The following is a 24250-nucleotide window of genomic DNA, read 5'->3' on the forward strand; positions in this document are numbered from 1 at the left end:
GGAATGGGAGGGGTGACGGCAACGGGGGACGGTGGGAATTTCGCCGCCCGAAACGCGAAGCACCTATTTTCGCGGCGCCAAACGTGGGTGGTATGGAAGACAGCGAAGACCCGAACGCGGACGTGCAGTATCACATCGAAGTCGGGGAAAACGACGTTGCGAACGCCGTTCTTCTCCCTGGCAATCCGGAGCGCGTCGAGAAGATAACGCAGTTCTGGGACTCGGCGGACGAGAAGGCGTTCCACCGCGAGTACCGGACCGTGACGGGCGACTACGACGGGACGTCGATCAGCGTCACGTCAACCGGTATCGGCAGTCCCTCGGCCGCCATCGCCGTCGAGGAACTGGCGCGAATCGGCGCCGATACGTTCATTCGCGTCGGGTCGTGCGGCGCGATTCAACCGGAGATGGACGTCGGCGACCTCGTAATCACGACGGGTGGCGTTAGACAGGAAGGGACGAGCGACGAGTACGTCCGCGAGGATTACCCGGCGGTCGCGGACTACGAGGTCGTCGCGGCGCTGGTCGCCGCCGCGGAGCGACTCGATTACGACTACCACACCGGAATCACGATGAGCGCGGACAGTTTCTACGCGGGGCAGGGTCGCCCCGGTTTCGAGGGATTCCTCGCGGAAGGCGGCGACGAGTTGGTATCCCACCTGAAAGCCGCGAACGTCAAGAACATCGAGATGGAGGCGAGCGCGATTCTGACGATTGCGAACGTCTACGGCCTCCGCGCGGGTGCCGTCTGTTCGGTGTACGCGAACCGCGAGACGGGCGAGTTCAGAACCGAGGGAGAACACCGCGCCGCGGAGACGGCTAGCCTCGCGGTGAAACTACTAGCCCGAATGGACGAGATGAAAGCGGAGGCCGGTGTGGACCGCTGGCATCCGGGCCTCTCGCTCGACTAATTCGTTTCGTCAAATTGCGTTTCGATAACCGTCTGGTTGACGCGGTAAATCGAAACTAACCCGGAGCGGTACACTCGCTGGATGCCGGGGAATCGGTTGAACGCCGTTCGACCGTAGCGATTTCTCTCCCGCGGGCCGTAGTAGATGTACCGAACATCGTATCGCTCGAGTTTTTCGGCGCGGGTTTTCCACGCCGTGTTCGGGCTGAACATCAGTTCAACGTCCTGTTTTCGTTCGGCGTAGGCCGAATTACCGCGGTAAATCCGCTCCTGATACCACCCGACGACGGTCGGAAGACCGGTGAGCGAGGACGCGGGACTCCCCCAGACGTAGGGGTCACCGGGTGCGGAAACGATGTGCGGACGTCCGTCCCTCGCGTCGAGCCACTCTATCGCACCCGCCTCGCCCGGATGGACCGTCGAGACGAACGCCAGTCCGTCGAGTGTCGGGTCGTCGGCACGGTGGACTGGATTATCCGACGCGATATGCTCGCCGAGGCCGAACACGCCATACACGGACGTGGACAGCACGAGAAGCGCGGCAACGAGTGCGATGCCTTGGCGGAGTGACGGCGGAACGTGTTCTTCGTGAACGGTGGGGACGGTCGGTATGGCACCCGCGAGCAGTCGGGACAGTGCGACGCCGCCAGCGACAGCCCAGAGGACCCACACCTGCATGTACACCTTGAACACCGTGTTGAACCGGCCGGGGATGGCGTTGTCCTTCACGTAGACGAACTCCACGAGCAGGACGAGGCCCGCACCGGCCACCAACAGCACCGTTTCGAAGCCGAAGCCGTCGTCGAGGCGAAGCAGTAGCCACCCCCCAACGAGGAGCGGTGCGACCAGCAACAGGGCTGCGACGCCTCCTTGCCAACTCAGGAGGGCGAGTAGGAGGACGAGCGCCCCTGCACTTGTGACGGTCCGACGTCGCCACCGCGTGTTGGTCGCGAGGTACAGCGCGAACAGACCGAGGAACGTGCCGTGAACGATGAGCAACTCGACGGCGCTACTCCGGTCGGGGAGGAAGCCGAGACCGCGCGTGCCCGCCGTCCCGAACAGCACGTTGACGACGAACGGTGCCGCCCACACGAGCGCGAGACCACCGACGGTGGTGACGATGACCAACGAAATCACGATACGGCCGAGTTCGTCGGCGAACGGCGACCGTTCGGTCACGGCAACTAGTCGTTCACCGCCCGGAACGAGGGTCGCCGGATTGGTTTCCGCGAACACGAGCGAGAGCCAGACGACCCCGAGCGCGGTCGGGAAACTCCAGAAGCTGATGGTGCTCACGAACGCGACGACGGGCGGAAGCACGCCGAAGACGAGGAGTCGCCGCCATCGGGCGTCGGAACGGTAGACGGCGTAGCCGAGTGCCGCGACGAACAACAGAAACGGTTGTCCCATCATGTGGGCGTGAAGGTCGCCGTTCAGGTACGCAAAGAAGGGAAATTCGTTTATCGTATCGACCATCACGCGGCTGGCTTCCCAGTAGTAGAAGTCGGTGGGGGCGAGCGGAACCGCGGACGGGTTCATCTCTAACGGTTTGGCGATGGCGTCGAGGAGCGAGCGGGGGAAACTCCCCGCGAGCAAGCGCATCGGGGTGAACAGGTTTCCGGCGAATCCGACGAGAAAGGCGGCAGCGGCGGCGGCGAGGCGGCGAGGCGTCCCGTGTCGCTCGGCTATCGCACCCGCCAACCCGTAGGCGGTGGTGATGAGCATGCCGTAAAACCCCGCGAGTGCGAGGTTGTAGCTGTAGCGGGGCGGCGTTCCCGAAAGTTTCGTCAGAATCGCGGCGATGAGGTGGCCGCCGTAGTAATACCGAATGGGCTCACCCGCGAACCACATGTCTTCGGGGGGGAGCGCGGGCGCTCGCATGATAGACTGCAAGAGACCGAAGTCGAGGAACTTCTCGCCGCCGGTCGCGATGATTCCCGGGTCGATGGCGCGAACTCCGACGAGAAAACAGAAGGCGACGGTGAACACCACCATCGCTTCCGCGTACTCCTGCAGGTCGATTTCGATTTCGCGCCGTGTCAGCAGTACGGAGAGCGAGGCGAGCACCATGACCGCGACGAGAACCGTGATACCGCTGAAAACGAACTGACCGAGCCAGTACGTCACAATCGTCACGACGGAGAGGCTCACGGGGAGCGCGAACGTCGCACCCCGGTCGGGGAATCGTCGAAAGAGTGCCGCTGTGATCGGTAGCCCTGCAAGAGCGAGAACGTAGTAGAGGACTAGCCAGAACGCAACGAGCGCGAACTCCATATCCGAGTCAGTTCGGGCACTGCAGTGATATACTTCTTGTGGTCTTGTTCATTGATAAACATGTGTTTTTCGGAGTGTAGTCGCGGTACGAAATCACATAGGGCGGCCGAATCATAACCCTTAACTAGGCGACGGCAGTACAAACTGGTAGCGGGATGGGATAGCCAGGAGATTCCGGCGGGCTCATAACCCGCAGATCGGTAGTTCAAATCTACCTCCCGCTATTTTCAGACGACTCGTTTACAACAGTAGTGATGTTGAGTATTGGCCAGCAGTAGTGCCGTCCGGTTCGTCATTTCTCCGATTAGTTTCGTTATTTCGGACTGAGCGGTTCGCTATCGGCCAATCTCGTCGGATTCCCTCAAAATCGGCCGGTGCCATCCAACTTATTCGTTCGGCTCCGGTAATACCGTTCATGCCATCCGCACTGTTCGTGGTGAGCGAAGAGGGATATTGGGGCGAGGAATGTATCGAACCGCTGCAGACGCTGGACGAGGCCGGTGTCGAAATAACGGTCGCAACCCCGAGCGGCGGCAAGCCGGTCGTGGACGAACGGTCCATCGACCCGGAAAACGTCGGCGAGGAAACCGCGGAACGGGTTCGTGAAGCGGACGAATCCGACCCTCGGCTTCAAAACCCGGTGCCGTTGGCGACGACGAGCGCCGACGACTACGACGCCGTCGTGTTCCCCGGCGGGCACGGAACGGAGTGGGACGTGAATCAGGACAAGCACGCCCGGGCATTGCTCCGCGACGCGGTGGAAACCGGGGACAAGAAAGCACTCGTCGTCTGTCACGCAGTCGGACTGTTGGCGTTCACCCGCGACAGCGACGGTGGGTTCCTCGTGGACGGACGTTCCGTCACCGGGTTCCCGAACGAATGGGAGGAGGGAATCGTGGACGATGACGATTGCATGCCCGACGGTCGGAAACTCCCGTACTGGGTCGAGGACGAAGTGAAAGCGACGGGCGGAACGTGGGACGCGGAACTCGACGCCGAGACGAGCGTGCAAACCGACGGCGACTTGTTGACCGGACGCGGCCCCGGGTCGTCGCATGCGGCGGCGGTGGCGCTCCTATCCGCGCTCGGTATCGAGTAATCTCCCGACGAAAGCGCGTGATTTATACCCGATTCGTTCTCAGTTGACACGAGATGATAGGAACGCGTAGCGTACTGGCGGTGATGGCCGGTGGCGTCATGGTAACTGCTATCGTCGCCCTTCGTTCCGGTCGAAAGTCGACGGGACTGTGGTTATTGGCTGCGGGATTCTTCATCGCAAGCCTTTGGTCCGGCCTTAGCATCGCTTGGACGAGGAACAATCCCGGAATGCTGTCGTCCGATTCACACCTCCTCTTGGGGTCGACGGCAGTTGCCGGGACGATATATTATGGGATGCTCGCTCGGGAAGCGACAAGTGACTAGTCTAGTTGGATCAATACCATAACGATTCTTTTGCAAGAAAGATAGTGGCTAGTTTTGCGGCGTTTTTAGACTCTATGAAGCTCGGAAAACTAAAACCTTCTGCCAATCAGTAACTTTAAATACATCTTCTACAAGTCTTTGGTATGCCACGGCGACGCAACCCGAGTGGTGCAGACGACAGCCGAAGGAACTTTCTGAAGGCGAGTGGGGCCGGCGCAGTTGCTCTCTCCCTTGCTGGCTGTTCCGGAAATGGTGACACGAACGACGAGAAGACGTCTGACGACGGCGGTGACGAGAACACGACGACTGAAGCACCGAGTACGAACTCGCTCAGCCCTGACGACATCGAACCCGGTGGAACGCTTCGATACGGGATGGCCGAAGCGCCGGACAGCCCGAACATCATGCTGGCAGGCAGCGTGTACTCCGCGGTCGCTCTCGCCCCGGTTTACAACTACGGTGTCAGTCAAGACCCCGTGACGTTCGAGGTTAAGCCGAGCGTCTTCACCGACTGGACCATTAAAAACACCGGTAAGGACAAACCGGATGTTTACTTCAACGCCCGAAAGGACGGCCTCGAGTGGAACGACGGTGAGAAGTTCAAGATGGAGGACATCCTGTACTCCTTCCAGTTCCAACTCGACAACGAACCGGGACAGTACTCGGTTTGGAACGATTACGAGAAGATCGAGGAGGCGAAAAACGACTGGGACTTCCACCTCAAACTGTCTCGACAGGTTGGTACGTGGGACGCGGACGTCCTCGGCGCGCCACCGATCATTCCCAAGCACAAGTGGGAAGGCGTCGATTACAAGAACTACGACCCGACGACGGAAAACGAAGAAGGTCCCGTCGGAACCGGGCCGGGTAAACTCGTCCAGTGGAACCCGGACACCTCGATGCAGGTCAAGTTCCGCCGCGATTACATCGAGAACACCTACGCGCTCAACAAACTCGACTGGATCAAAGAGCACGACACGCTCATCCACGGCGGTCCGTTCCTCGACGGCGTGAACTTCAAGGTGTACGGCGGAACGTCGCCACTCACGCAAGCGTTCCTGAACGGCAAGGTCGATACCCACTACGGAAGCCTTCAGACTTCGAAAATAGCGAAAGTCAAGAAAGCGGACGACAAGGGCCTCGTAAAAGGGTACGACAGTGGTTTCTCCTACTACGGTTTCAACTGTCGTCGCGCCCCACTCGACGACGTGGCGCTCCGACAGGCGATGTCGTTCATGTACGACGACGTGTTCTGGGTGCAGACGCTCAAGGGCGGCTACGTTATCAAGGGCGACTACGCTCAATCGCCGGGTTACAAAGGTGTTCGACCGGAGACCGTCTACGACGGCGAACTCCTCACGGACCCGCGAACGAACGCGTTCGACTTCCGCGGAAAGAAGGGCAAACTTCCTGACGTCGCTGGCGTTCGTAAATTCCTGACGAGCGGAAGCGTTATCGACGGCTCGAAAGGTTCCTACGTCGGGAAGGACTTCCCGGGGACGTTCTCGGGAGTCAACGCAAGCCAGTCGAAGGCGAAGTACAACTACACGTTCGGCTCCGTCAAGTCCAAGAACCTCAAAAACGCGAAGGTAGAGGTGGACAAGGAGATCCGCGTGGATGGAAAGACCATCCCGGAAATGATGGACGGCGACGCTATCAACCTCTTCATCGACCCGCCGAACGAACAACCGCAAGAGGCCAAAGCCATCGAACAGTGGAAAGAGAACATGCAGCGGGTCGGTATTCCGGTCAAGACCGAACCCGTCGCGTTCAACACCATGACCGGAAGGGTGTACGAAACCGAGGAGTTCGACGTGTACCCGATGGGTTGGGGCGGAACCAGTCCCTACGGGACGTCGCTTCACTCGTTCTTCCACTCCGACAACGCCGGAGAGGACACGGAGAAATTCGCGTACAACTCCACGGGATACGGTGTCTCGGGCGGCAGCTCCGACAAGCTTCTCTCCGACGCGTACAGCGAAACTGACCCCGAGAAACGTTCGAAGAAGTACGCGAAGGCGATGGAGAAGATCTACCTCGACATGCCGTACATGCTTCGTGACTACGAGAAATACCGCTGGCCGGTTAACTCGAAGAAGTTCGACGGGTTCGTCGAGAACATCGTCGACCCCGGATACGCAAACTGGGATTACGAGTACAGTAGCATCTACCTCAAAGAGAACCTAAAGAAGTAACCCCGTCTTCGACCCTCGACGGTGGTTTTTTGCGGTACAGGTCGGGAAAGTGGTGGTTGAATTTGATACGCAGTCGATACGAGAATCACTACATTGATAATGAATGTGTGCCATGCATGGCATAGATACGCAAGAGTAAACGATATGGTAAACAGCATACCGAAATCAACGGATGACAAAATATGACAAGGATTAGCACCCGTTATCTCGCAAAGCGGCTGATAGTCTCCTATCTGACGTTGCTCGTCATAATGACGATTTTGTTCGTGCTCATCCGGAGCATGCCGGGGACGTTCATCTCGCAGATGATCACGCCTGAGATGAAACCGGCACAGATCGCACGACTTCAGGAGCAGTGGGGACTCAACGAACCGCTGTGGCGTCAGTACGTGGACTTCATGATAAACTACCAAACCGGTAACTTCGGTCGCTCGCCGACCAAGCAGGTTCCGGTCTGGGACATCATCATTCGACGGTTCCCGCGGACGATCATCCTGTTCGGTGCGGGATTCGTCATCTCGTACACGGTCGGCCCGCTCGTCGGCATGTATCTGGGTTGGTGGCGAGGCACGAACAAGGACAAGTTCATCTACACGTCGGGGCTCACGATGTACTCCATGCCCGCGTTCTGGATCTCGTGGCTCTTCATCTGGCTGTTCGACTACAAGCTGCAGTGGTTGAAGAGCGCGTACATGGTCGATCAGTTCGGGGTACAAGATTGGACACCAATGGTGGCGATGGGTAGCATCTTACACCACATCGCGCTTCCGCTATTCAGCATCGCGTTCGTCGGGTGGGTCGGGTCGATGCTCGTCATGCGGCCGTCGATGAACAACGTCACCGGGGAGGATTACGTCTTCCTCGCACGGGCGAAGGGACTTAGTGAGCGGACCGTACTGATGAAGCACGCGGCTCGGAACGCGTTGATTCCGGTCGCGACGCAGGCCATCGTCGGTCTCGCGTTCCTCGTGGACGGCAGCGTCATCATCGAGCAGGTGTTCAGCTGGCCAGGTATCGGGGATATGCTGGTCAGCGCGGTCTTCGCGCAGGATTATCCGATCACGCAGGCGGCGTTCTTCCTGCTCGCCGTCATGATAATCACGATGCGACTTGTCACGGACATCGCATACACCTTCCTCGACCCGCGGATTAAGTTTGGAGGAGAATAACGAATGTCAACACAATCCGAAAACGCTTCAGCAACGAACACGCTCAAAGAGCGATGGGAACCGCGGATCGAACGCTTCAAACGAGGATGGAGTCGGTATACCCACCACAAGATGGGTGTTATCGGGCTCTTCATCCTCGTCGTCTACGTTCTCTGGGCGCTGTTTCCGTCGGTGTTCGCACCGCACAATCCCTCTTGGCGTCTCTTCGTCGGAAACGACCCGTCCACCCGCTTGACGCTCCAGCAGAGCCAACAGTTCCCACATCCACCTGCGTTCGGTGACCCGGGCTTCATCCCGCTTGGGACGAACAGCACTGGTCAAGGGGTATTCTCCCTACTGGTGTACGCCGCGAAAGACGCACTCTACATCGGGTTTGCGGCCGGAATCCTCTCCAGTCTCGTCGGCGTTCCGCTCGGACTCATCAGCGGATTTTACGGGAATACGTGGATCGACGAGACCATTCAACGCATCGTGGACGTGATGTACGGAATGCCGTTCCTTCCGTTCCTCATCGTCCTCGTTTCTATCCGCGGCGTCAGCCAGACGAACATCATCCTCGGTATCGCGATCACGTCGTGGCTCAACAACTGCATCCTCATTCGCGGGGAAACCCTGTCGCTCAAGGAACGGGCGTACGTCGAGTCGGCACGAGTCGCGGGTGCGAGCGACACGCGAATCGTGTTCCGGCACATCCTTCCGAACGTTATTCCCCTCGCGTTCGTCTTCCTCGCACAGGACGCGGCGGGCGCGATCATCGCACAGGCCTCGCTCGCGTATCTCGGTCTGGGCGACTTCACGAACAACTCGTGGGGAATAATGATTCAGAATGTCAAATCAAAGGGGTACGTCTTCGACGCACCGTGGTGGCTCATCCCGCCGGGGCTGGCGATTACCTCTATCGCGGCGGCGTTCTACTTCATCGGATTCTCGGTGGAGGACCTTGCTAATCCACAGGAGTAAACCATGTCATTACTAGAAGTAAACAATTTGTGTGTTCGCTACGACGCCGGTGACAAGCAAGTTCACGCTGTCGACGGCGTTAGCTTCAGTGTCGAACACGGCGAGACGTACGGTCTCGTCGGCGAATCGGGCTGTGGGAAGACCACGCTGGCGAAGTCGCTGATGCACCTACTCGACTCGAACGGGTACATCGAAAGCGGCGAGGTGTGGTTCGACGGTACGCTTCCCGAGTGGGAGGACGAACACGGCAACGTACGTCGGGAAATCATCGACGACGACCGGTATCCCGTGCGTTCGGACGGAATGACCGACCTCGCACAGCTCGACAACCAACAGATCCGGGATGTGCGCTGGCGAAATATCGCGCTGATTCCACAGAGCGCGATGAACGCGCTCAACCCGGTGTACAAAGTCGGCGATCAGATCGTCGAAGCCATCTTGCGTCACGAACCGGATACCCCACCCGAAAAGGCACACGAACGTGCACGTGACCTCATCGAGCGAGTCGGTATCGACCCCGACCGGGCGGACGACTACGCCCATCAGTACAGCGGTGGGATGAAACAGCGCGCCGTCATCGCCATGGCGATGGCGTGTAACCCGGACATGCTCATCGCGGACGAGCCGACGACGGCGCTCGACGTCATCATCCAAGACCGTATCTTGGAGGAGCTAGAGGAACTCCAAGAGGAGTTCGACGTCGCCATTCTCGTCGTCAGCCACGACGTCAGCGTCATGGCCGAGATTTGCGACAAACTCGCGGTCATGTACGGCGGAAAGATGATGGAGAGCGGCCCGATGCAGGACGTTCTCGTCGATTCGGCCAACCCGTACACGCTCGGACTGAAGAACTCGTTCCCGACGGTCGAAGAGGTAGACCAAAACCTCATCTCGATTCCCGGGTCGCCGCCGACGCTGCTCGACCCGAGTGACGGGTGTCGGTTCGCACCACGGTGCCCGTTCGTCGTGGACGAGTGCCATACGAGCCACCCGCCGATGTACGACGCCGAGCAGGCCGAAACGGGAAAACGAACCGAGGCGAGTTCGCCGCACACCCACCGGTCGGCGTGCTACCGCGTTGACGAACTCGAAACGATGCGCACTGAGGCACGCAAGGAGGAAAAATGGCAACAAACGACGCAGACTCACTAGTAGAGATACAGAACGTCTCGAAGTTGTTCGACCTGTCGCAGAGCGCAATCGACCAACTACTCGGACGCGAGGCACAGCCGGTTCGGGCGGTTCAGGACGTCGACCTGACCATCAACAAGGGCGATATCATGGGTATCGCGGGCGAATCCGGGTGTGGGAAGACCACGCTCGGGAAGCTGTTGGTCAAACTGTACGAGCCGACGAGCGGGAGGATTCTGTTCGACGGACGCGACATGTCCGAACTGCTCCGTGAGGACCAACAGGAGTTCCGACAGCGCGTGCAGATGATCTTTCAGGACCCCTTCGAGAGCCTGAACCCACGGATGACGGTGTTCCAGTCGGTCGTCGAGCCGCTCAAGATAAACGACATCGGCGACGGCTACCAAGACCGACGTGAGCAGGTCATTCAGGTGCTAAATGACGTTGGTCTGTCCCCCGCCGAGGCGTATCTGAACGAGTTCCCGAAGGAGCTATCCGGCGGTGAGCGCCAACGGGTCGCTATCGCACGTGCGCTGGTCGTGAACCCCGACTTTATCGTCTGTGACGAGCCCGTCTCGATGCTCGACGTGTCGATTCGCGCGGGCGTGTTGAACCTGATGAAGGAGTTGCAGGACGAGTACGGGTTGACGTACGTGTTCATCAGTCACGACCTCTCGCTGATTCGGTACATGTGTGACCGCACCGCCATCATGTATCTCGGGAATATCGTCGAGCAGGGGCCGACCGACGACGTGGTGAACGACCCGAAACACCCCTACACGGAGGCGCTGTTCGACGCGGTGCCGGAAATCGAACCGGGTGCACAGCGACGACGGGCGAACGTCACCGGCGAGGTTCCAAACCCGCGGAATCCGCCGTCCGGTTGCAAATTTCATCCCCGGTGTGCGAACATCATCCCGCCCGAGGACTGGTCGGGAAGTCAGGATGCGTTCCGGCGTGGATTCAACTTCAAACGCCGCGTTCAGACGGGAGATCTCGAAGTCGAGGATATCGCTGAGGGTCACGCGGATCAGCGGTCGGCGGTCGATGCCGTCCTCGAAACCGGTCTCTCGCTCGAACTTCCCGAAGAGCATCAAGCCGATGGCGAGCGAATGGGAACGGTAGACGTTGATTCGATCGACATACCGAAACAGGCAGAAAACGCGCTTCGTTCGGCCACGCGTGACCTCCTCGACGGAAACGAGGAGGACGCAATGGAGCAACTCAACCGGGAGTTCAGCTCGATTTGTGAACGAAGCTCCCCGGAACTTCGCCAGTCCGGAGAGCAGACGACCGCGTGTCACCTTTACGACTCGTCGCCGTCGAACAGAGAGGCGATTGCACCGGACGCCTCGGACTGACGTTCGGAATTTCGTTCCGACTCTTTTTTGTTAGAAACGGAAACCCTTACGGCAATGACATTCATACCAAGTGCTATCTAATGTCAAATCCAACCGCTCGCTCCGCACTTCGACCGGAGCGGCCCCTCCTCGTGGCTGCCGTCCTCCTCACCGCCCTCGTTACGGCGTGGTTGTTCGTCCCGACCATGGTAGGACACATCGCAGCTATGAACGTCGGTTCCGTCGACGTAACGACATCGGGGGCGACCGTGACCGACGGTGGACAGCACCTCACGACGACGCTCACCATTCACAACCCGACGCGACGGGATATCGTGTTTTACAGCGGCTTGATACACGTCTACGACGGTGAGACGCAGTTGACGGACGGGACGACGACACCGTTCGGTGAGACGACCGTTCCCGCGAAGGAGACGGTAACGTTACAGGTCGAAATAGGTTTGGATCCCGACCGCACTGCACGAGCGAAACGAGCGATACGCTCCGACTCCGCGACGTTTTCCGGCAACCTCCGCGGGAGAATCGGGGAGAAGGGAATACACGTCTCGGTCAACACCGGAGGGTCGGAGCGATGACGGAGACGGAAACGGGCGGGAACTCCGAGACGGAAACCAACGGATGGACGACCGACCGCCGCCACGGAAGCGTCTATCGGCGACGGCTCGCGTTCCTCGGGAAAAGCGTGACCGTCGGTGTCATCGGTGGGATGGCCGCCTTCACGTACAGCTTAGCGGACATGATGACGGTTTCGATAGACCCCGTGTTCGTCCTCGTCCCGCTCGCCCTCTCGGGCGTGTTCGCTCATCTCGTGGCGTACGATCTGCACGAAAGCATTCGTGTCGGACTCGTGGGATTCTTCGTCGGGGCTATTACCTTGGTCGGGTCGTGGGTCGCACCGCTTTGGATTCTACCGTACACGTCCGGTGCTCGTGACATCCTGCTTCCGAAACTGACGGGAACCGCCGTTGTCGCCGCGATCATCGTCTACGGTGCGGTGTATCTCGGTGCGTATCTCTCCGCGTTGACGGTCGGTGCGTACGTGTCAACGTGAAACCGTGAGGGTTTTGTCCCGTCCATCGGTAGGTGCGTTCGTGTCGAAAGACGTACCAACCCGGGAGCGTTCAGTTCGTGAGCGGGGTACCTTCGCAAAACACGGCGACGACCCGACGTTAGCCAGTTACCTCTCGTCGCTCTTTTTCATCCTCTCCGTTCCGTCGTTCATCGTGTTAACGTACGCCGGACACTGGTACGGGCTGTACTCCTACGGTGCCATCATTCCGGTGTTTGCGGGACTACTCGTCGGCTCGATAGCGCTCGTGTTCGCAATCATGCACGTTCTGACCCGTTAGAACGTGCTGTTGCGAAGCGTCATGTAGAACATGACGACCATCGCGGAGACGAGGAGAACGAACTCCAACTGCGTTGCCGACCGCTGACGTGAGACGACGAACAGGACGAGACTCGACCCCCCAAGCAGTGCGACGACGAGGAACAACAGCAACGATAGGTTGGCCTCGTCGGACATCCAGTAAAAGAGCCGATTTCCGAGGTCGTCCATGATGGTTCAGAAGCGCAAGCCCTCGTAGACGCACTCGACCGGTTCGAGGACGAGTTCGAGGGCGAGCGCGTAGGTCGTCAGCGCGAGTTTCGAGTCGGCGGTGAATTCGGTCTCCGCATCCCGCCATTCGGCGACGCTGGCAGCGAACCTGACGTGTGAATCGTGAATCGTCATGAGCCACTCCGTCGGTAGTTCACCGGGCGTCCCCTTATGCGTCACCCGAAAGAGATATTTGAACGTAGCATCCGTCCGGCCGCTGATATCTTCGCCAGCTTGTAGTTCGGGCAGTTGTGGTGTGCCGAACAGTTGGACGAGTCGATACAGCGGAACGCCGATATTGTCGGTCTCGGCAGCGTCCGGGTCGCCGCTGAGGTACGCGACGACGTTTAGGTCCTCTCGTTCCCGAACGTTGTCCTCGACGAGTACGTCGCCGTCGTCTCGACGTGCTTCGATTTCGGACCGCGAAACGGGTTCGATGAGGAGGTCTTGGAGGTCCTCGAAGTCGGGGGCGTCAGGATGGTTTCGAATATCCATACGTTCGTTAGTACGCGAAGTAGTGGAATCCACGCCAGCCAGCGTAGCCGACCGCGAAGACGACGATACCGGTCACGATGACGACGAGCGATTCGCTCTGCGTCATCGTCTCGCTCATCTGTGGAACCAGCTTGAAATACAGCGATAGTCCGAACAGGAGGAAAATGTAGCCGATAACGGCTCCGAGCAGAGCGACGATTATCGACAGCAGCCCAATCGGACCACGCAACGACTTCGGGACGCTAGTCTTCAACGCCATGGTTTGTGCTAATGGGGCACAAGCATAAACGTTCTGCAATGAGTTCACTCGCTTTTATTCTCGTTCCCGCTCGCGGGCTTCGAGGTTCGCCATGCTCTCGTCCGAGAGCGGGGACATCCGCTCGTCGAACTCCTCTCCACCGTCGTCGGGTCTCGCCGCCGCCTCCCGCCCCGCGAAGTACGAGTTGAGAAACTCCTCGTGGTGCTCGCGCAGGGTGTATCCCAGCCAGATGAACGCGAGACCGGGAAGTAACCGAAGGACGAACGCGGGCGACGTCACTCCGTACGCCCCCAGCACGACCGACCCGTGGATGGCGTCGCCCACGAGCAACGCGCCAATCACGAGCGTCGTCGACGAAACCATCGAGAGGAACTGGCGGGAGAACATGTTATCCGTCGCCGTGTTCGTCGATGATGACGACTTCTCCGTCCTGTACGTCCACGTTGATGAGCGTCTTCACCTGGTAGTCGGTGTCGTCCAACTCGTTCGCGCCCACCTTCTTGATGACGGCACACACGTCCACCACGTCCGCGCCGATGTATTCGAGTGCCTGAGTCACGGCCTTCATCGTTCCGCCCGTGCTGAGCACGTCGTCCAGCAGCAGCACGCGGTCGCCCTCGTCCACGTTGTTGATGAACATCTCGTTCTCCGAGTAGCCCGTCTGCTGGGACAGCGAGACTTCCCCGTCGAGTCCGTACTGACGCTTGCGGATGACCACCAGCGGGATGTCGGTCATCAGCGACACGGCGGTCGAGATGTGAATCCCCATCGCCGCGGGGGTGACGATTTTATCGACGTTCTCCAAGTCAGCCTTGCGGATGATCTTGATGACGATTTCGCGCAGAAGCGTCGGTTCGAGCATCGGAATCCCGTCGCTGATGGGATGGACGAAGTAATGATAGCCGTCTTTCTCGATGATCGGGGCTTCCAAAAGCGACTCCTTCAACTGGTCCATGATGGGGGTATTCAGTCCATCAGTAAAAGATGCCGGAATCGCGCTCGCAACGTCCGACGGGATGGGTGGCAGTTCCTAGCAGTGGCGTATTACGCCCTCAGTCCCGCTCGTTCACTTTCACCCCGGATAAGGCGTACAACTTTTACACTGTACCTCCTCCGAAGAAATGCGGGTGGGAGAGACCCGCGACAAATCGATTGCCAACCCCCCTACCCTACCCCAGCAGGGTTCGATTTGTTTCCATCCTTTTCCCGAGAAGGGATTCAGGTTTTCAAAAATGAGAACCTGTTCAACGCATACCAAATATGTCCAAAATAAAATAAAGGAAATCAGTCCCTTCAGTTAGATGTGTAAGTGGCGATGACGTTTTTCTCACCGTCAATACTTGCGGTAACAGTTATCTTGTCTCCTGCACTGCAATCCGTTGTAGTAACAATATCTCCCACATCGTTAAAGGATGCAGAAGATATATCACTACAAGAACCAGTCGCATTGAGCGAAAAGCTAGCCACATCGTTTACATTGCCCATCGATGTCAACTGAATATCGACCGCTGTGGCGTTCTGGTCGAACGACACACCTGCTTGTGCATTCTTGCTCACGTTGTTCCCCAGACCCATCACGAACGTTCCGATGACGGCCGCCAGAATGACCGTAATGGCGACCATGAGGATAACGCCGATAACGGGACTTACGGCTCGTGTTTCGGACAGCTTCGCGCTGACTGTTTCTTTGAGTGTCATGTTTTGGTTTCTCCTTCGACGCGCGGTCGCACCGTCCGAACGCAATTCGGTACGTATGCATTCCGATAATTGTGCACAAATGTCTGATACAGGATAGTTACGAACCTGATTTCTATTTGCTTTTTTCGGACGGTATGCGCGTTATAAGACGCTTTGCTACTCTTACCTAATAAAGATATGGCTGTATATGTCCATTCAAAAGACTATGATAGTTCTCGTAAAATTGAATGTATGCCTGAAAGCAACGACTGAGAGATATATTTCTGAGTGGCACTTTTCGATTCAGGAGGAGATAACGACATCGACCCACCTCGAACGCGTCGTCCATCATGGTGGGCGTGTCCGCACGGTTCGAAATCGCTGTTTCCTCCCGACGCGTCGGAAGGAGATACCCGCAAGGACCACACGCTTTGAGAACTGTTAAGGTAGGTCCATCGCCAATTCCGAGTGTGCAATCACCATCGAACCCGACAGCCGTTGTTGTGCTTGCGCTGGTGATGCTTCCCTTCGCGGCAGCGGTGGTGACCCCACTCGTCTACCGCGTCCTCCGCGAGCGGACCGCCTACTACGCGGCGGCGGTCGCGCTCGCGTGCTTTGGGATGGTCGCAAGCCAACTCGGCACGAGCGGCTCGGTTTCCTACCAGTGGATTCCCTCGCTCGGGGTTTCGCTCCAGTTTTACGTGGACGGACTCTCCTTGCTCATCGGCTTCCTCGCCAGCGGGGTCGGCGTGCTCATCCTCACCTACTCGGGTGGGTACATGCACGGCGAACCGGGCAAGGCGAAGTACTACACCGCGCTGTTGGCCTTCATGGGGTCGATGCTTGGGGTCGCCTTCTCGGCCGACCTCATCTCGCTGTTCGTCTTCTGGGAACTGACGAGCCTCTCGTCGTTCATCCTCATCGGCCACTACACGGACCGGCGGTCGTCGCAGTACGCCGCTCGGAAATCCATGCTCATCACCGTGTCCGGCGGGCTGTTCATGCTCATCGGGTTCCTTCTCATCAACCACGTCGCGGGGACGTTCGCGATGTTCGGGCCGAGCGGAATCCTCTCACCCGAAAACGCGGCGATGACGAACGAGCAACTCCACGCCGCGGGACTGTTCGTTCCCGCGCTCGCGCTCATCGCCGTCGGCGCGGCGGCGAAATCGGCACAGGTCCCGCTTCACATCTGGCTGCCGAACGCGATGGAAGCGCCGACGCCGGTTTCGGCGTTCCTCCACTCCGCGACGATGGTCAAGGCGGGCGTCTACCTCATCGGGCGATTCCGGCCGTTGTTCCTTCCCGAGGGAGTGCACGTCATCCCCGACTGGATGTTGCTGTTCGCGGTACTCGGCTTGGTGACGATGACGATTACGGCCATCCTCGCCGTCGCGGCGACGGACATCAAGGAACTGCTGGCCTACTCGACGGCGAGCCACCTCGGCCTCATCGTCGCCGGATTCGGGTTCGCCTCCGAGTACGGTGCCGAGACGGGCGCGTTCCACATTCTGAACCACGCGATGTTCAAGGCCGCGCTGTTCCTCGTCGCCGGTATCATCGCGCACGAGGCCGGAACGCGGAAAATAAAGCATCTCGGCGGGCTGTGGCGTGACTTACCTATCACGGCGGCCATCACCGTCGTCGCGGCCCTCGGGATGGCGGGCGTGCCGCCGTTCAACGGTTTCTACTCGAAGGAGTTCCTCTTCGAGTCGGCCTACCACGCGGCGCACGTCCACGGCGGCCTCGCGTGGCTGTTCCCCGTCGTCGCCGTCTTCGGGAGCATCTTCACCTTCCTCTACTCGATACGGTTCCTGATGCTCTTCTTCGGCGAGAAACCGAAGGGGTTGGGTCACGTGCATCGGCCGCCGCTGACGATGTTGGTTCCCCCGGCGATCCTCGGAACCATCGCGGCGCTCATCGGACTCGGCGGCGTAACGGACACGTTCGGCATCGCGCCGTCGGCGCTCAACGGCTTCGTCGGAAGCGTGGTCGAAAGCACCCTTCCGCCCGCGGCACACGCCGAGGCCGCCGAAGCGGTCCACTTCAGCTACCACCTGCCGACGTCGGTCACGCCGGCCGCGACCATGAGCGCGATAACCATCGCCGTGGGACTCGTCGCGTATCAGTACTACGACGACCTCCACCGGGGCATCAACCGCCTGCTCACGGTCAATCCCCTTCGCGCGAACTGGTGGTACGACAACGCGGTGTACGGCCTGAACGACGCGAGCGTCGAGACGATTCCGCACGTCCAGACCGGCCTGCTTCGAACCTACGCAACGTGGTCGCTGACGGCGGTGACGCTCCTCGCGCTCGGCGGCTACGCGGCGGCGGGCGTCGCCCTCCCGAGTTTCGGATTCGCGGCGGGTATGACGCCCTCGCTCGCACTCGTTCTCGGCGTCGCCGTCGTCGGCGCGTTCGCGGTCAGCATCGCCCCGTCCCACATCTCGGGCGTGCTTACGCTCTCGATTCTCGGGTTCATGGTGGCGATATTTTACATTCTCGCCGACGCCCCGGACCTCGCGCTCACGCAGTTGGTCGTCGAGACGCTGACGCTCGTCATCTTCCTGCTCGTCTTGGACCGGCTACCGACGTTCTACGGCGAGATAAAACGCAGTCGCGCCGTTCGGGACGGCGTCCTCTCGCTGGCGGTCGGAACGACCGTCTTCGTTACGGTGTTGGTCACGACGGTAGCGGACCCCGCCAACTCCATCGCACAGACCTTCCTCGATTACGGCGTGACGGTGGAAGAGGCGGGCGGTCACAACATCGTCAACGTCATTCTGGTGGACTTCCGTGGCTTCGATACGATGGGCGAGATCTCCGTCGTCGCAATGGCCGCACTCTCGGTGTTGACGCTGATCGCCATGCGGGAACGAGGTGAAACCCAATGACGACGATAATCACGCGGACGGTTACACGCACCGTCGTCCCGCTCATCTTCCTCACGTCTGTCGCGTTGATGTTGCAGGGACACAACCACCCCGGCGGCGGATTCATCGCGGGCGTCCTGACGACGACGGCGTTCGCCCTCATCTACATCGTCTACGGGTTGGACTTCCTCGAAGAGGAGATATTCCACCGACTCGTTCGCGGGCCGATAGAACACCTTCAACACGGCATCGTCGAGAACTACCGGACCCTGTTCGCGTTCGGATTGGCGCTCGCCGCCGGAAGCGGTCTGGTTGCGATGGCCTTCGGTGACGCCTTCATGAACCAGACTTACGAGGTGTTCCACTTCCCGATTTACACGGAGTTCGAGGTGGCGAGCGCGGTGGCCTTCGACACGGGGGTCTACTTCGTCGTCGTTGGCTCGCTCCTGACGATCCTCTCGGTGGTGGGTTCCGAATGAGCGAAGCCGTGAACCCCCAGTTGATACTCGCGATAGTTCTCGGGGTGTTGTTCTCCCTCGGGACGTTCCTCGTCCTCCGACGGGACGTGATTCGCGTCATCTGGGGAGTGACCATCATCAGTCAGGCCGCCAACGTCTATCTGGTGACGATGGGCAAACTCGGCGGAAGCGTCCCCATTTTCGGCCACGGGAGCCACGGCGGCGGTCACATCACCGACCCGGTCGTGCAGGCGCTCGTCCTGACGGCCATCGTCATCGGCTTCGGGACGACGGCGTTTTCGCTCGTCTTGACGTATCGCGTCTATCAAGAACACGGCACTATCGACCTCAACGAATTGGGTGATTCCACATGAATCAACTCGTCATCGAACCGCTGCTCGTCCCGCTCGTGACGGCGATTCTGACGCTCGTCGTTCGACGGTATTCGACCGTCCAGCGCGGCGTCAGCGTCCTCGGTGGGGCGGCGTACGTCGCCGTCGTCGCGTTGCTCTGGACCGACGTGGACCCCTTGGGCGCGGCGCGAACCATCCCGTATCAACTCGGTAACTGGCCCGCACCGTTCGGCATCACGCTCGTCGCCGACCCGCTTTCGGTGTTCATGCTCGGACTCGCCGCCATCGTCTCGTTCGCCGCGCTGGTCTTCTCGGTGCAGTACGTGGACGAGTTCGGTCAGCGGCTCTCCTACCACCCGCTGTATCACTTCATGTTGGTCGGCGTGAGCGGTGCGTTCCTCACGGGCGACATCTTCAACCTCTTCGTCTGGTTCGAGGTAATGCTCATGTCGAGCTACGTCCTGGTGGTGTTCTACAGCGGGCCACAGCACACCCGCGCGGCGCTCCAGTACGTCGTCCTCAACCTCATCGGGAGCGCGGTCATGCTCCTCGCCATCGGCGGCATCTACTCGACGACGGGGACGCTCAACATGGCCGACTTGGCGCACCGACTCGCCAACCCGGCGGCGAACAGTATCACTCCGCTTCCCGTGTTGGGTCTATCGGCGCTCCTGTTCACGGTGTTCGCGCTGAAGTCCGGGCTGGCACCGTTCCAGTTTTGGGTGCCCCCGGCGTACAGCGCCGCACCCGCGCCGGTGTCCGCGATGCTCGCGGGCGTCGTGAAGAAGGTCGGAATCTACGCCATCATCAGGCTGTACTTCACCGTCTTCTCGTGGCTGTCGATTCCGGATGGACTGGGCCTACCCGGTCTGTCCGGGACGTCCGCGCTGGGCTTTTTCGCCCCCGTCATGTTCATCATGGCGACGGCGAGCATCCTGCTCGGCGGCCTCGGCGCGGTCGGCCGCGACGACATCGACGGGTTGCTCGCCTACTCCAGCATCGGACAGGTCGGGTTCATCGTCCTGCCGCTCGCAATCGGCGCGACTGCGGGAAGCGAAGAGATACAGATTCTCGCGGTCACGGCGGCGCTCATCTACTCGCTGAACCACGCACTGGCGAAGGGCCTGTTGTTCCTCGCCTCGGGGTCGGTGTTCTCGTCGGTCGGTTCGACGCGCTTTGCCGACCTCGGAGGGCTGACCCGCAAGGAACCGGTCCTGTCGGCCGTGTTCTTCGTCGGGGCGCTTTCGCTCATCGGGATACCGCCCCTCTCGGGCTTCTTCGGGAAGTTCCTCGTCTTCCGTACCGCGGGTGACGCGGGCGCGTCCGTCGCGCTCGCCATCGCGTTGCTCGGCGCGATTCTCACCATCGCGTACTTCTCGCGGGCCTGGAACCGCGGATTCTGGGGCGCGGTGAGTCCGATGGTCGAGAACGGCGCGAAGCCGACCGGCGTGGTCGTCCTCGCCGGACTCGCGGCCCTCGTCCTGCTCGTCGGTATCGGGTTCGACCCCGTGCTTCGGGCGGCGGAGGCGGCGGCCGGTGCCGCGATTCACAGACAGGAGTACATCCAAGCGGTGCTCGGAGGTGGGGCCGCATGAAGAAGTGGCCCGTCATCGGCGTCGTCCTCGCGGTCCTCTGGCTGTTCGTTCGCGGGGTCGCGCTCGAACCGACGCGGATAATCGGCGAGTTCCTCATCGGACTCGCCTTCGGGATGCTCATCGCGTTCATGTTCCGGCGGTTTTACACCCTGGACATGAACCTCACTCGAACCGTGCAGGCGCTCCCCTACGCCGGGTTGTACATCGTCGTGTTCATCAAGGACCTCATCCTGGCGAACATCGACGTCGCCTACCGCGTCCTGTTGCCGAGCATGCCCATCGAACCGGGCGTCGTGGTCGTACCGCTCCGCGTGCAGACGGACGGGGCGATTACGACCATCGCAAACAGCATCACCCTCACGCCGGGGACGATAACAATGGACTACGACGAGGAGACGAACGCGCTCTACGTACACAGCATCGACGCCACGGACACGGACGGCATCGTCGACCCGATTCGAACGTGGGAGGACTACGCCCTCGTCATCTTCGACGAGGAGGGGAAACCCGGCGACCCGGTTCCGGACCTTCCGATGGCCCACGCGAGCGGCGAACCGACCGAAGGGGGTGTCAAGCGTGGCAACTGACCCCGCGATATTCTCCCTCGCCGTGCAGGTCGGCCTCGTCATCGCGAGCGGCCTGACCCTGCTCGCGGGCTACCGCGTCATCAAAGGGCCGACGGTTCCCGACCGAGTGGTCGCGCTCGACACCATCGCAACGAACGTCGTCGCCATCGCGGCCCTGTACGCACTCCAAACCGGCGAAGGGTTGTTCGTCACGGTGAGCCTCGTCCTCGCCATCATCGGGTTCATCAGCACCATCGCGGTCTCGCAGTACGTCATCGAAGGAGATATCGTCAAATGAACCTCGTTCAGGAAATCCTCATCACGCTGCTCATCGCCGTCGGGAGTTTCTTCCTCGTGGTCGGCACGGTCGGCCTCATCAGACTCCCCGACGTGTACAACCGGATGCACGCGACCAGCAAGGCGACGACGCTCGGCTCGGCTTCGCTGTTGCTCGCCGGATTCGTCTACTACGGCCCGGAAGGTGCCGGGCTCACCTCGCTGGTCGGCATCATCTTTCTGTTCCTCACCGCGCCGACCGGCGCGCACATGATTTCTCGCTCCGCCCAGAAGATGGGCATCGAGTTCTTCGGCGACGCCGAATGGCCCGGCGACGAGTAGTCGGTTACTCGCTCGCCGTTCGGTAGTCGTTCACCCGTTCGAGGGCGTCCGTCGTTTCTTCGGCCAACAAAGACACCAGTTCGCCCGCCGAGCGGACCGTCTCGGTCACCCCGACGCTCTGCCCCGCGTAGAGCGGGAGGGCTTCCACGTCACCGTCCATGCCGGGAACAGCGAGCGAGTCCTCGTATCGGCGGACGGGGTGTTCGTCCGCGGCTTCCGCGACGATATCCCCGTCTCCCGGTCGGTCGGTTTCCGGCTCGCCCGCGGCCATCCACTCCTCGACGGTCGAATTCTCGATGACTCGATGGGGAACGTCCGGCCAGCCGTCGTCGAACAGGGTGGAGTGGACTGTCTCCGTCTCGTTCGCTTCGAGGACGCGACTTCGATACGTGCGGTGGACGTTCGCCTCCTTCGTAGCGAGAAACCGCGTTCCGAGCCACGCGCCGTCCGCGCCGAGCGAGAGGGCGGCCGCGATTCCCCGTCCGTCCGCAATACCGCCAGCAGCGACGACCGGCGTGTCGGGAACCGCGTCCGCGACGCGGGGAACCAACGGCATCGTCGCGACGTCGCTCTGAACGTGGCCGCCCGCTTCCCAACCCTGTGCGACGACGATATCGACGCCGTTTGCGACCGAATTTCGCGCTTGCTCGGCGCTGCCGACGGACTGAAGGACCGTTCCATCCGCCGCGTGGATTCGGTCCACGAACGGTGCGGCGTCGCCGAACGAGAAGGAAAAGATATCCACACCTTCGTCGAGGCAGGTTTCGACGTGGGCGTCCGTTGAGAACTCCGACGCGGATTCGTCCGCGACGATGTTGACCCCGAACCGGCCGTCGGTTCCGGTTTCTATTTCCGCGAGCAGTTTGCGGGTAGTGGATTCGTCACACCACGTCACCGCGAGCATACCGAGCGCACCCGCGTCGGCGACGCCGGTCACGAGCGGAGGACATGTCGCGCTTCCGATGGGGGCCTGCACGATTGGAACGTCGATTCCGAGCGCGTCGGTGAGCGGTGTCGAGAGCCCTGCCATAGCAACAGTTCGCACCACGAACGGCGGGCCCATGGTTCTGGCGACCGTGGCAGTCTGCTGGTTCTCTCGACGGGGAAATCTACCGGTTTCGGAGATCGTCCCCGTCCACGGTCGCTACGTGTCGTCCGTCATCTCCCGGGCGAGCTCTTCCGCGACGTGGAGTCCGAGTTCCGCCTTGCTCCCGCCGTACTCCCGAACGCTGTTTTCGCGGACGAACAGGGTTCTGGTTTCGTCTTCGCCCATCACGCTGGCGTCGTTCGCGACGACGAACGAGAGGCTCGCTCGTTCGAGTGTCTCACGGGCGGCGGCGACCATCGCGTCGTCGTCGCCGCTGGTCTCGGCCTTGAACCCGACGATGGGGAGGTCGGGGTGGTCGTCACGAACCGTGTCGATGAGCTTCGGCGTCGGCCGTAAATCGAGGGTGAGGTCCTTCCCGGACCGGATTTTCTCGTCGGCACCGTCGGCGGTGTAGTCGCTGATGGCGGCGACGGAGACGAGGGCGTCCGCCGGGAGTCCGTCGACGTGTTGCTCCACCGCGTCGAGCATCTCGGCGCTGGTCTCGACTTGCTCGACGGTCGCGTAGGGGACGCCGGGGCCGTCGTGAACGAGCGTGACGCTGGCTCCGTAGACGTAGCAGGCGCGGGCGACCGCCCGCCCCGTCTTCCCCGAGGCGCGGCTCGTCAGGATGCGAACGGGGTCGACCTCCTCGCTCGTCGCGCCGCTGGTGACGACGACGTGTTTTCCGTCGAGGAGGTCCGGCGTCGTCGCGCGGGCGACGTCGAGCGCGATGGCGTCCTCGGTGGCGATTTTCGCCTTTCCCTCCTCGATTCGCGGAGAGACGAACTCGACGCCCCACGACTCGACGCGCTCGATGGCGTCGAGGACGCCGGGGTGGTCGTACATCGGTTCGTGCATGGCGGGTGCGATGACGACCGGAACGTCGGCACCGAGCGCGGTGGTCGCGCACGTCGTGACCGGCGTGTCGTCGACCGCGCCGGCGATTTTCCCGACGGTGTTCGCCGTGGCCGGGGCGACGAGGAGGACGTCAGCCCACCCATCGCGGCCACAGAGTTCGACGTGTTCGACCCGTCCGGTGATTTCGGTCACGGCCGGATTCTCGGTGGCGAACTCGACCGCCCACGGGTGGATGATTCCCTGCGCGCTCCCCGACATCACCGCGCGGACGTTCGCGCCGCGCCTCCGCAGTTCGTGTGCCAGTTCGACCACTTTCACCGCCGCGATACTTCCCGTCACCCCCAACGCCACGTTCACTCCGGTCAGCATTACCCGGTAGTGGGCGCGGT

At 60.7% G+C, this 24250-nt stretch carries 27 protein-coding genes and 1 tRNA gene; 19 read left to right on the forward strand and 9 right to left on the reverse strand.

Annotated elements, in window-relative coordinates:
• Positions 1–92: 92 nt before the first annotated feature.
• Positions 93–911 (forward strand): nucleoside phosphorylase, encoded by an 819-nt coding sequence (locus OPC11_RS07695; RefSeq protein ID WP_007978704.1) that lies wholly within the window; start codon positions 93–95, stop codon positions 909–911.
• Here OPC11_RS07695 and OPC11_RS07700 read toward each other — a convergent pair.
• Complete coding sequence (locus tag OPC11_RS07700; protein ID WP_264781518.1) at positions 908–3184, reverse strand: DUF2298 domain-containing protein; 2277 nt, start codon at positions 3182–3184, stop codon at positions 908–910. The two genes, OPC11_RS07695 and OPC11_RS07700, sit on opposite strands and share 4 nt — an antisense overlap.
• Before the next feature lie 149 nt (positions 3185–3333).
• On the opposite strand from OPC11_RS07700, the gene OPC11_RS07705 reads away from it, so the two are divergent.
• The 11 genes from OPC11_RS07705 (at position 3334) to OPC11_RS07755 (ending at position 12771) form a co-directional block, all read left to right on the forward strand.
• Positions 3334–3408, forward strand: a tRNA-Met gene (locus OPC11_RS07705).
• A gap of 191 nt (positions 3409–3599) precedes the next feature.
• A complete protein-coding gene (locus OPC11_RS07710; RefSeq protein WP_007978700.1) occupies positions 3600–4283 on the forward strand; it encodes a type 1 glutamine amidotransferase domain-containing protein in 684 nt (227 codons plus the stop codon).
• 53 nt (positions 4284–4336) lie between these two features.
• On the forward strand, positions 4337–4606 hold the full coding sequence (locus OPC11_RS07715; protein ID WP_007978698.1) for a hypothetical protein: 270 nt from the start codon (positions 4337–4339) through the stop codon (positions 4604–4606).
• Between the two features lie 143 nt (positions 4607–4749).
• Positions 4750–6801 (forward strand): ABC transporter substrate-binding protein, encoded by a 2052-nt coding sequence (locus tag OPC11_RS07720; RefSeq protein ID WP_264781519.1) that lies wholly within the window; start codon positions 4750–4752, stop codon positions 6799–6801.
• A gap of 182 nt (positions 6802–6983) precedes the next feature.
• Positions 6984–7970, forward strand: coding sequence for an ABC transporter permease (locus tag OPC11_RS07725; RefSeq protein ID WP_232423691.1), 987 nt, complete (start codon positions 6984–6986; stop codon positions 7968–7970).
• Positions 7971–7973: 3 nt separating this feature from the next.
• Complete coding sequence (locus OPC11_RS07730; RefSeq protein WP_264781521.1) at positions 7974–8930, forward strand: ABC transporter permease; 957 nt, start codon at positions 7974–7976, stop codon at positions 8928–8930.
• Positions 8931–8933: 3 nt separating this feature from the next.
• A complete protein-coding gene (locus OPC11_RS07735; protein ID WP_264781522.1) occupies positions 8934–10082 on the forward strand; it encodes an ABC transporter ATP-binding protein in 1149 nt (382 codons plus the stop codon).
• Positions 10055–11422 carry an ABC transporter ATP-binding protein gene (locus OPC11_RS07740; protein ID WP_018128658.1) on the forward strand — a complete coding sequence of 456 codons (1368 nt, stop codon included), beginning with the start codon at positions 10055–10057 and terminating at the stop codon, positions 11420–11422. Before OPC11_RS07735 ends, OPC11_RS07740 begins: the two co-directional genes overlap by 28 nt.
• 80 nt (positions 11423–11502) lie before the next feature.
• Complete coding sequence (locus OPC11_RS07745) at positions 11503–11997, forward strand: hypothetical protein (RefSeq protein WP_264781523.1); 495 nt, start codon at positions 11503–11505, stop codon at positions 11995–11997.
• A complete protein-coding gene (locus OPC11_RS07750; RefSeq protein ID WP_007978688.1) occupies positions 11994–12473 on the forward strand; it encodes a hypothetical protein in 480 nt (159 codons plus the stop codon). The genes OPC11_RS07745 and OPC11_RS07750 overlap by 4 nt, the downstream gene beginning before the upstream one ends.
• A gap of 40 nt (positions 12474–12513) precedes the next feature.
• Positions 12514–12771 carry a hypothetical protein gene (locus OPC11_RS07755; protein ID WP_007978687.1) on the forward strand — a complete coding sequence of 86 codons (258 nt, stop codon included), beginning with the start codon at positions 12514–12516 and terminating at the stop codon, positions 12769–12771.
• Here OPC11_RS07755 and OPC11_RS07760 read toward each other — a convergent pair.
• From OPC11_RS07760 to OPC11_RS07785, 6 genes are all read right to left on the reverse strand, one after another.
• Positions 12768–12980 carry a hypothetical protein gene (locus tag OPC11_RS07760; protein ID WP_007978686.1) on the reverse strand — a complete coding sequence of 71 codons (213 nt, stop codon included), beginning with the start codon at positions 12978–12980 and terminating at the stop codon, positions 12768–12770. The genes OPC11_RS07755 and OPC11_RS07760 overlap by 4 nt on opposite strands.
• A gap of 6 nt (positions 12981–12986) precedes the next feature.
• The gene (locus OPC11_RS07765; RefSeq protein WP_264781524.1) at positions 12987–13514 is read right to left on the reverse strand and encodes a hypothetical protein; all 528 of its coding nucleotides are present in this window, start codon (positions 13512–13514) and stop codon (positions 12987–12989) included.
• Positions 13515–13521: 7 nt separating this feature from the next.
• Entirely contained in the window at positions 13522–13773 is a 252-nt protein-coding gene (locus tag OPC11_RS07770; RefSeq protein WP_264781525.1) for a hypothetical protein, read from the reverse strand.
• A gap of 54 nt (positions 13774–13827) precedes the next feature.
• Complete coding sequence (locus tag OPC11_RS07775; RefSeq protein ID WP_264781527.1) at positions 13828–14160, reverse strand: hypothetical protein; 333 nt, start codon at positions 14158–14160, stop codon at positions 13828–13830.
• Between the two features lies 1 nt (position 14161).
• Positions 14162–14728 carry a hypoxanthine/guanine phosphoribosyltransferase gene (hpt, locus tag OPC11_RS07780; protein ID WP_007978682.1) on the reverse strand — a complete coding sequence of 189 codons (567 nt, stop codon included), beginning with the start codon at positions 14726–14728 and terminating at the stop codon, positions 14162–14164.
• A 338-nt stretch (positions 14729–15066) separates the two neighbouring features.
• Complete coding sequence (locus OPC11_RS07785; protein WP_264781528.1) at positions 15067–15471, reverse strand: type IV pilin N-terminal domain-containing protein; 405 nt, start codon at positions 15469–15471, stop codon at positions 15067–15069.
• 497 nt (positions 15472–15968) lie between these two features.
• Here OPC11_RS07785 and mbhE point away from each other — a divergent pair, with 497 nt between their 5' ends.
• The 7 genes from mbhE to mnhG are packed head-to-tail and all read left to right on the forward strand — an operon-like array spanning position 15969 to position 21916.
• Positions 15969–18347: a hydrogen gas-evolving membrane-bound hydrogenase subunit E gene (gene mbhE, locus OPC11_RS07790; RefSeq protein ID WP_264781674.1), complete on the forward strand. Its 2379-nt coding sequence runs from the start codon at positions 15969–15971 to the stop codon at positions 18345–18347.
• The gene (locus OPC11_RS07795) at positions 18344–18805 is read left to right on the forward strand and encodes an MnhB domain-containing protein (RefSeq protein ID WP_007978677.1); all 462 of its coding nucleotides are present in this window, start codon (positions 18344–18346) and stop codon (positions 18803–18805) included. Before mbhE ends, OPC11_RS07795 begins: the two co-directional genes overlap by 4 nt.
• The gene (locus OPC11_RS07800; protein ID WP_007978675.1) at positions 18802–19158 is read left to right on the forward strand and encodes an NADH-quinone oxidoreductase subunit K; all 357 of its coding nucleotides are present in this window, start codon (positions 18802–18804) and stop codon (positions 19156–19158) included. The genes OPC11_RS07795 and OPC11_RS07800 overlap by 4 nt, the downstream gene beginning before the upstream one ends.
• Positions 19155–20732: a proton-conducting transporter membrane subunit gene (locus OPC11_RS07805; RefSeq protein ID WP_264781529.1), complete on the forward strand. Its 1578-nt coding sequence runs from the start codon at positions 19155–19157 to the stop codon at positions 20730–20732. The genes OPC11_RS07800 and OPC11_RS07805 overlap by 4 nt, the downstream gene beginning before the upstream one ends.
• The gene (locus OPC11_RS07810; RefSeq protein WP_007978671.1) at positions 20729–21319 is read left to right on the forward strand and encodes a Na+/H+ antiporter subunit E; all 591 of its coding nucleotides are present in this window, start codon (positions 20729–20731) and stop codon (positions 21317–21319) included. Before OPC11_RS07805 ends, OPC11_RS07810 begins: the two co-directional genes overlap by 4 nt.
• Entirely contained in the window at positions 21309–21596 is a 288-nt protein-coding gene (locus tag OPC11_RS07815) for a monovalent cation/H+ antiporter complex subunit F (RefSeq protein WP_007978669.1), read from the forward strand. The genes OPC11_RS07810 and OPC11_RS07815 overlap by 11 nt, the downstream gene beginning before the upstream one ends.
• Positions 21593–21916: a monovalent cation/H(+) antiporter subunit G gene (gene mnhG, locus OPC11_RS07820; RefSeq protein WP_007978667.1), complete on the forward strand. Its 324-nt coding sequence runs from the start codon at positions 21593–21595 to the stop codon at positions 21914–21916. Before OPC11_RS07815 ends, mnhG begins: the two co-directional genes overlap by 4 nt.
• Before the next feature lie 4 nt (positions 21917–21920).
• On the opposite strand, the gene OPC11_RS07825 is transcribed toward mnhG, so the two are convergent.
• The gene (locus tag OPC11_RS07825) at positions 21921–22946 is read right to left on the reverse strand and encodes a nitronate monooxygenase (RefSeq protein WP_264781530.1); all 1026 of its coding nucleotides are present in this window, start codon (positions 22944–22946) and stop codon (positions 21921–21923) included.
• A 114-nt stretch (positions 22947–23060) separates the two neighbouring features.
• On the reverse strand, positions 23061–24230 hold the full coding sequence (gene coaBC, locus OPC11_RS07830; RefSeq protein WP_264781531.1) for a bifunctional phosphopantothenoylcysteine decarboxylase/phosphopantothenate--cysteine ligase CoaBC: 1170 nt from the start codon (positions 24228–24230) through the stop codon (positions 23061–23063).
• Positions 24231–24250 lie beyond the last annotated feature (20 nt).

This window comes from Haladaptatus sp. T7, assembly GCF_026008575.1.
Lineage (GTDB): Archaea > Halobacteriota > Halobacteria > Halobacteriales > Haladaptataceae > Haladaptatus > Haladaptatus paucihalophilus.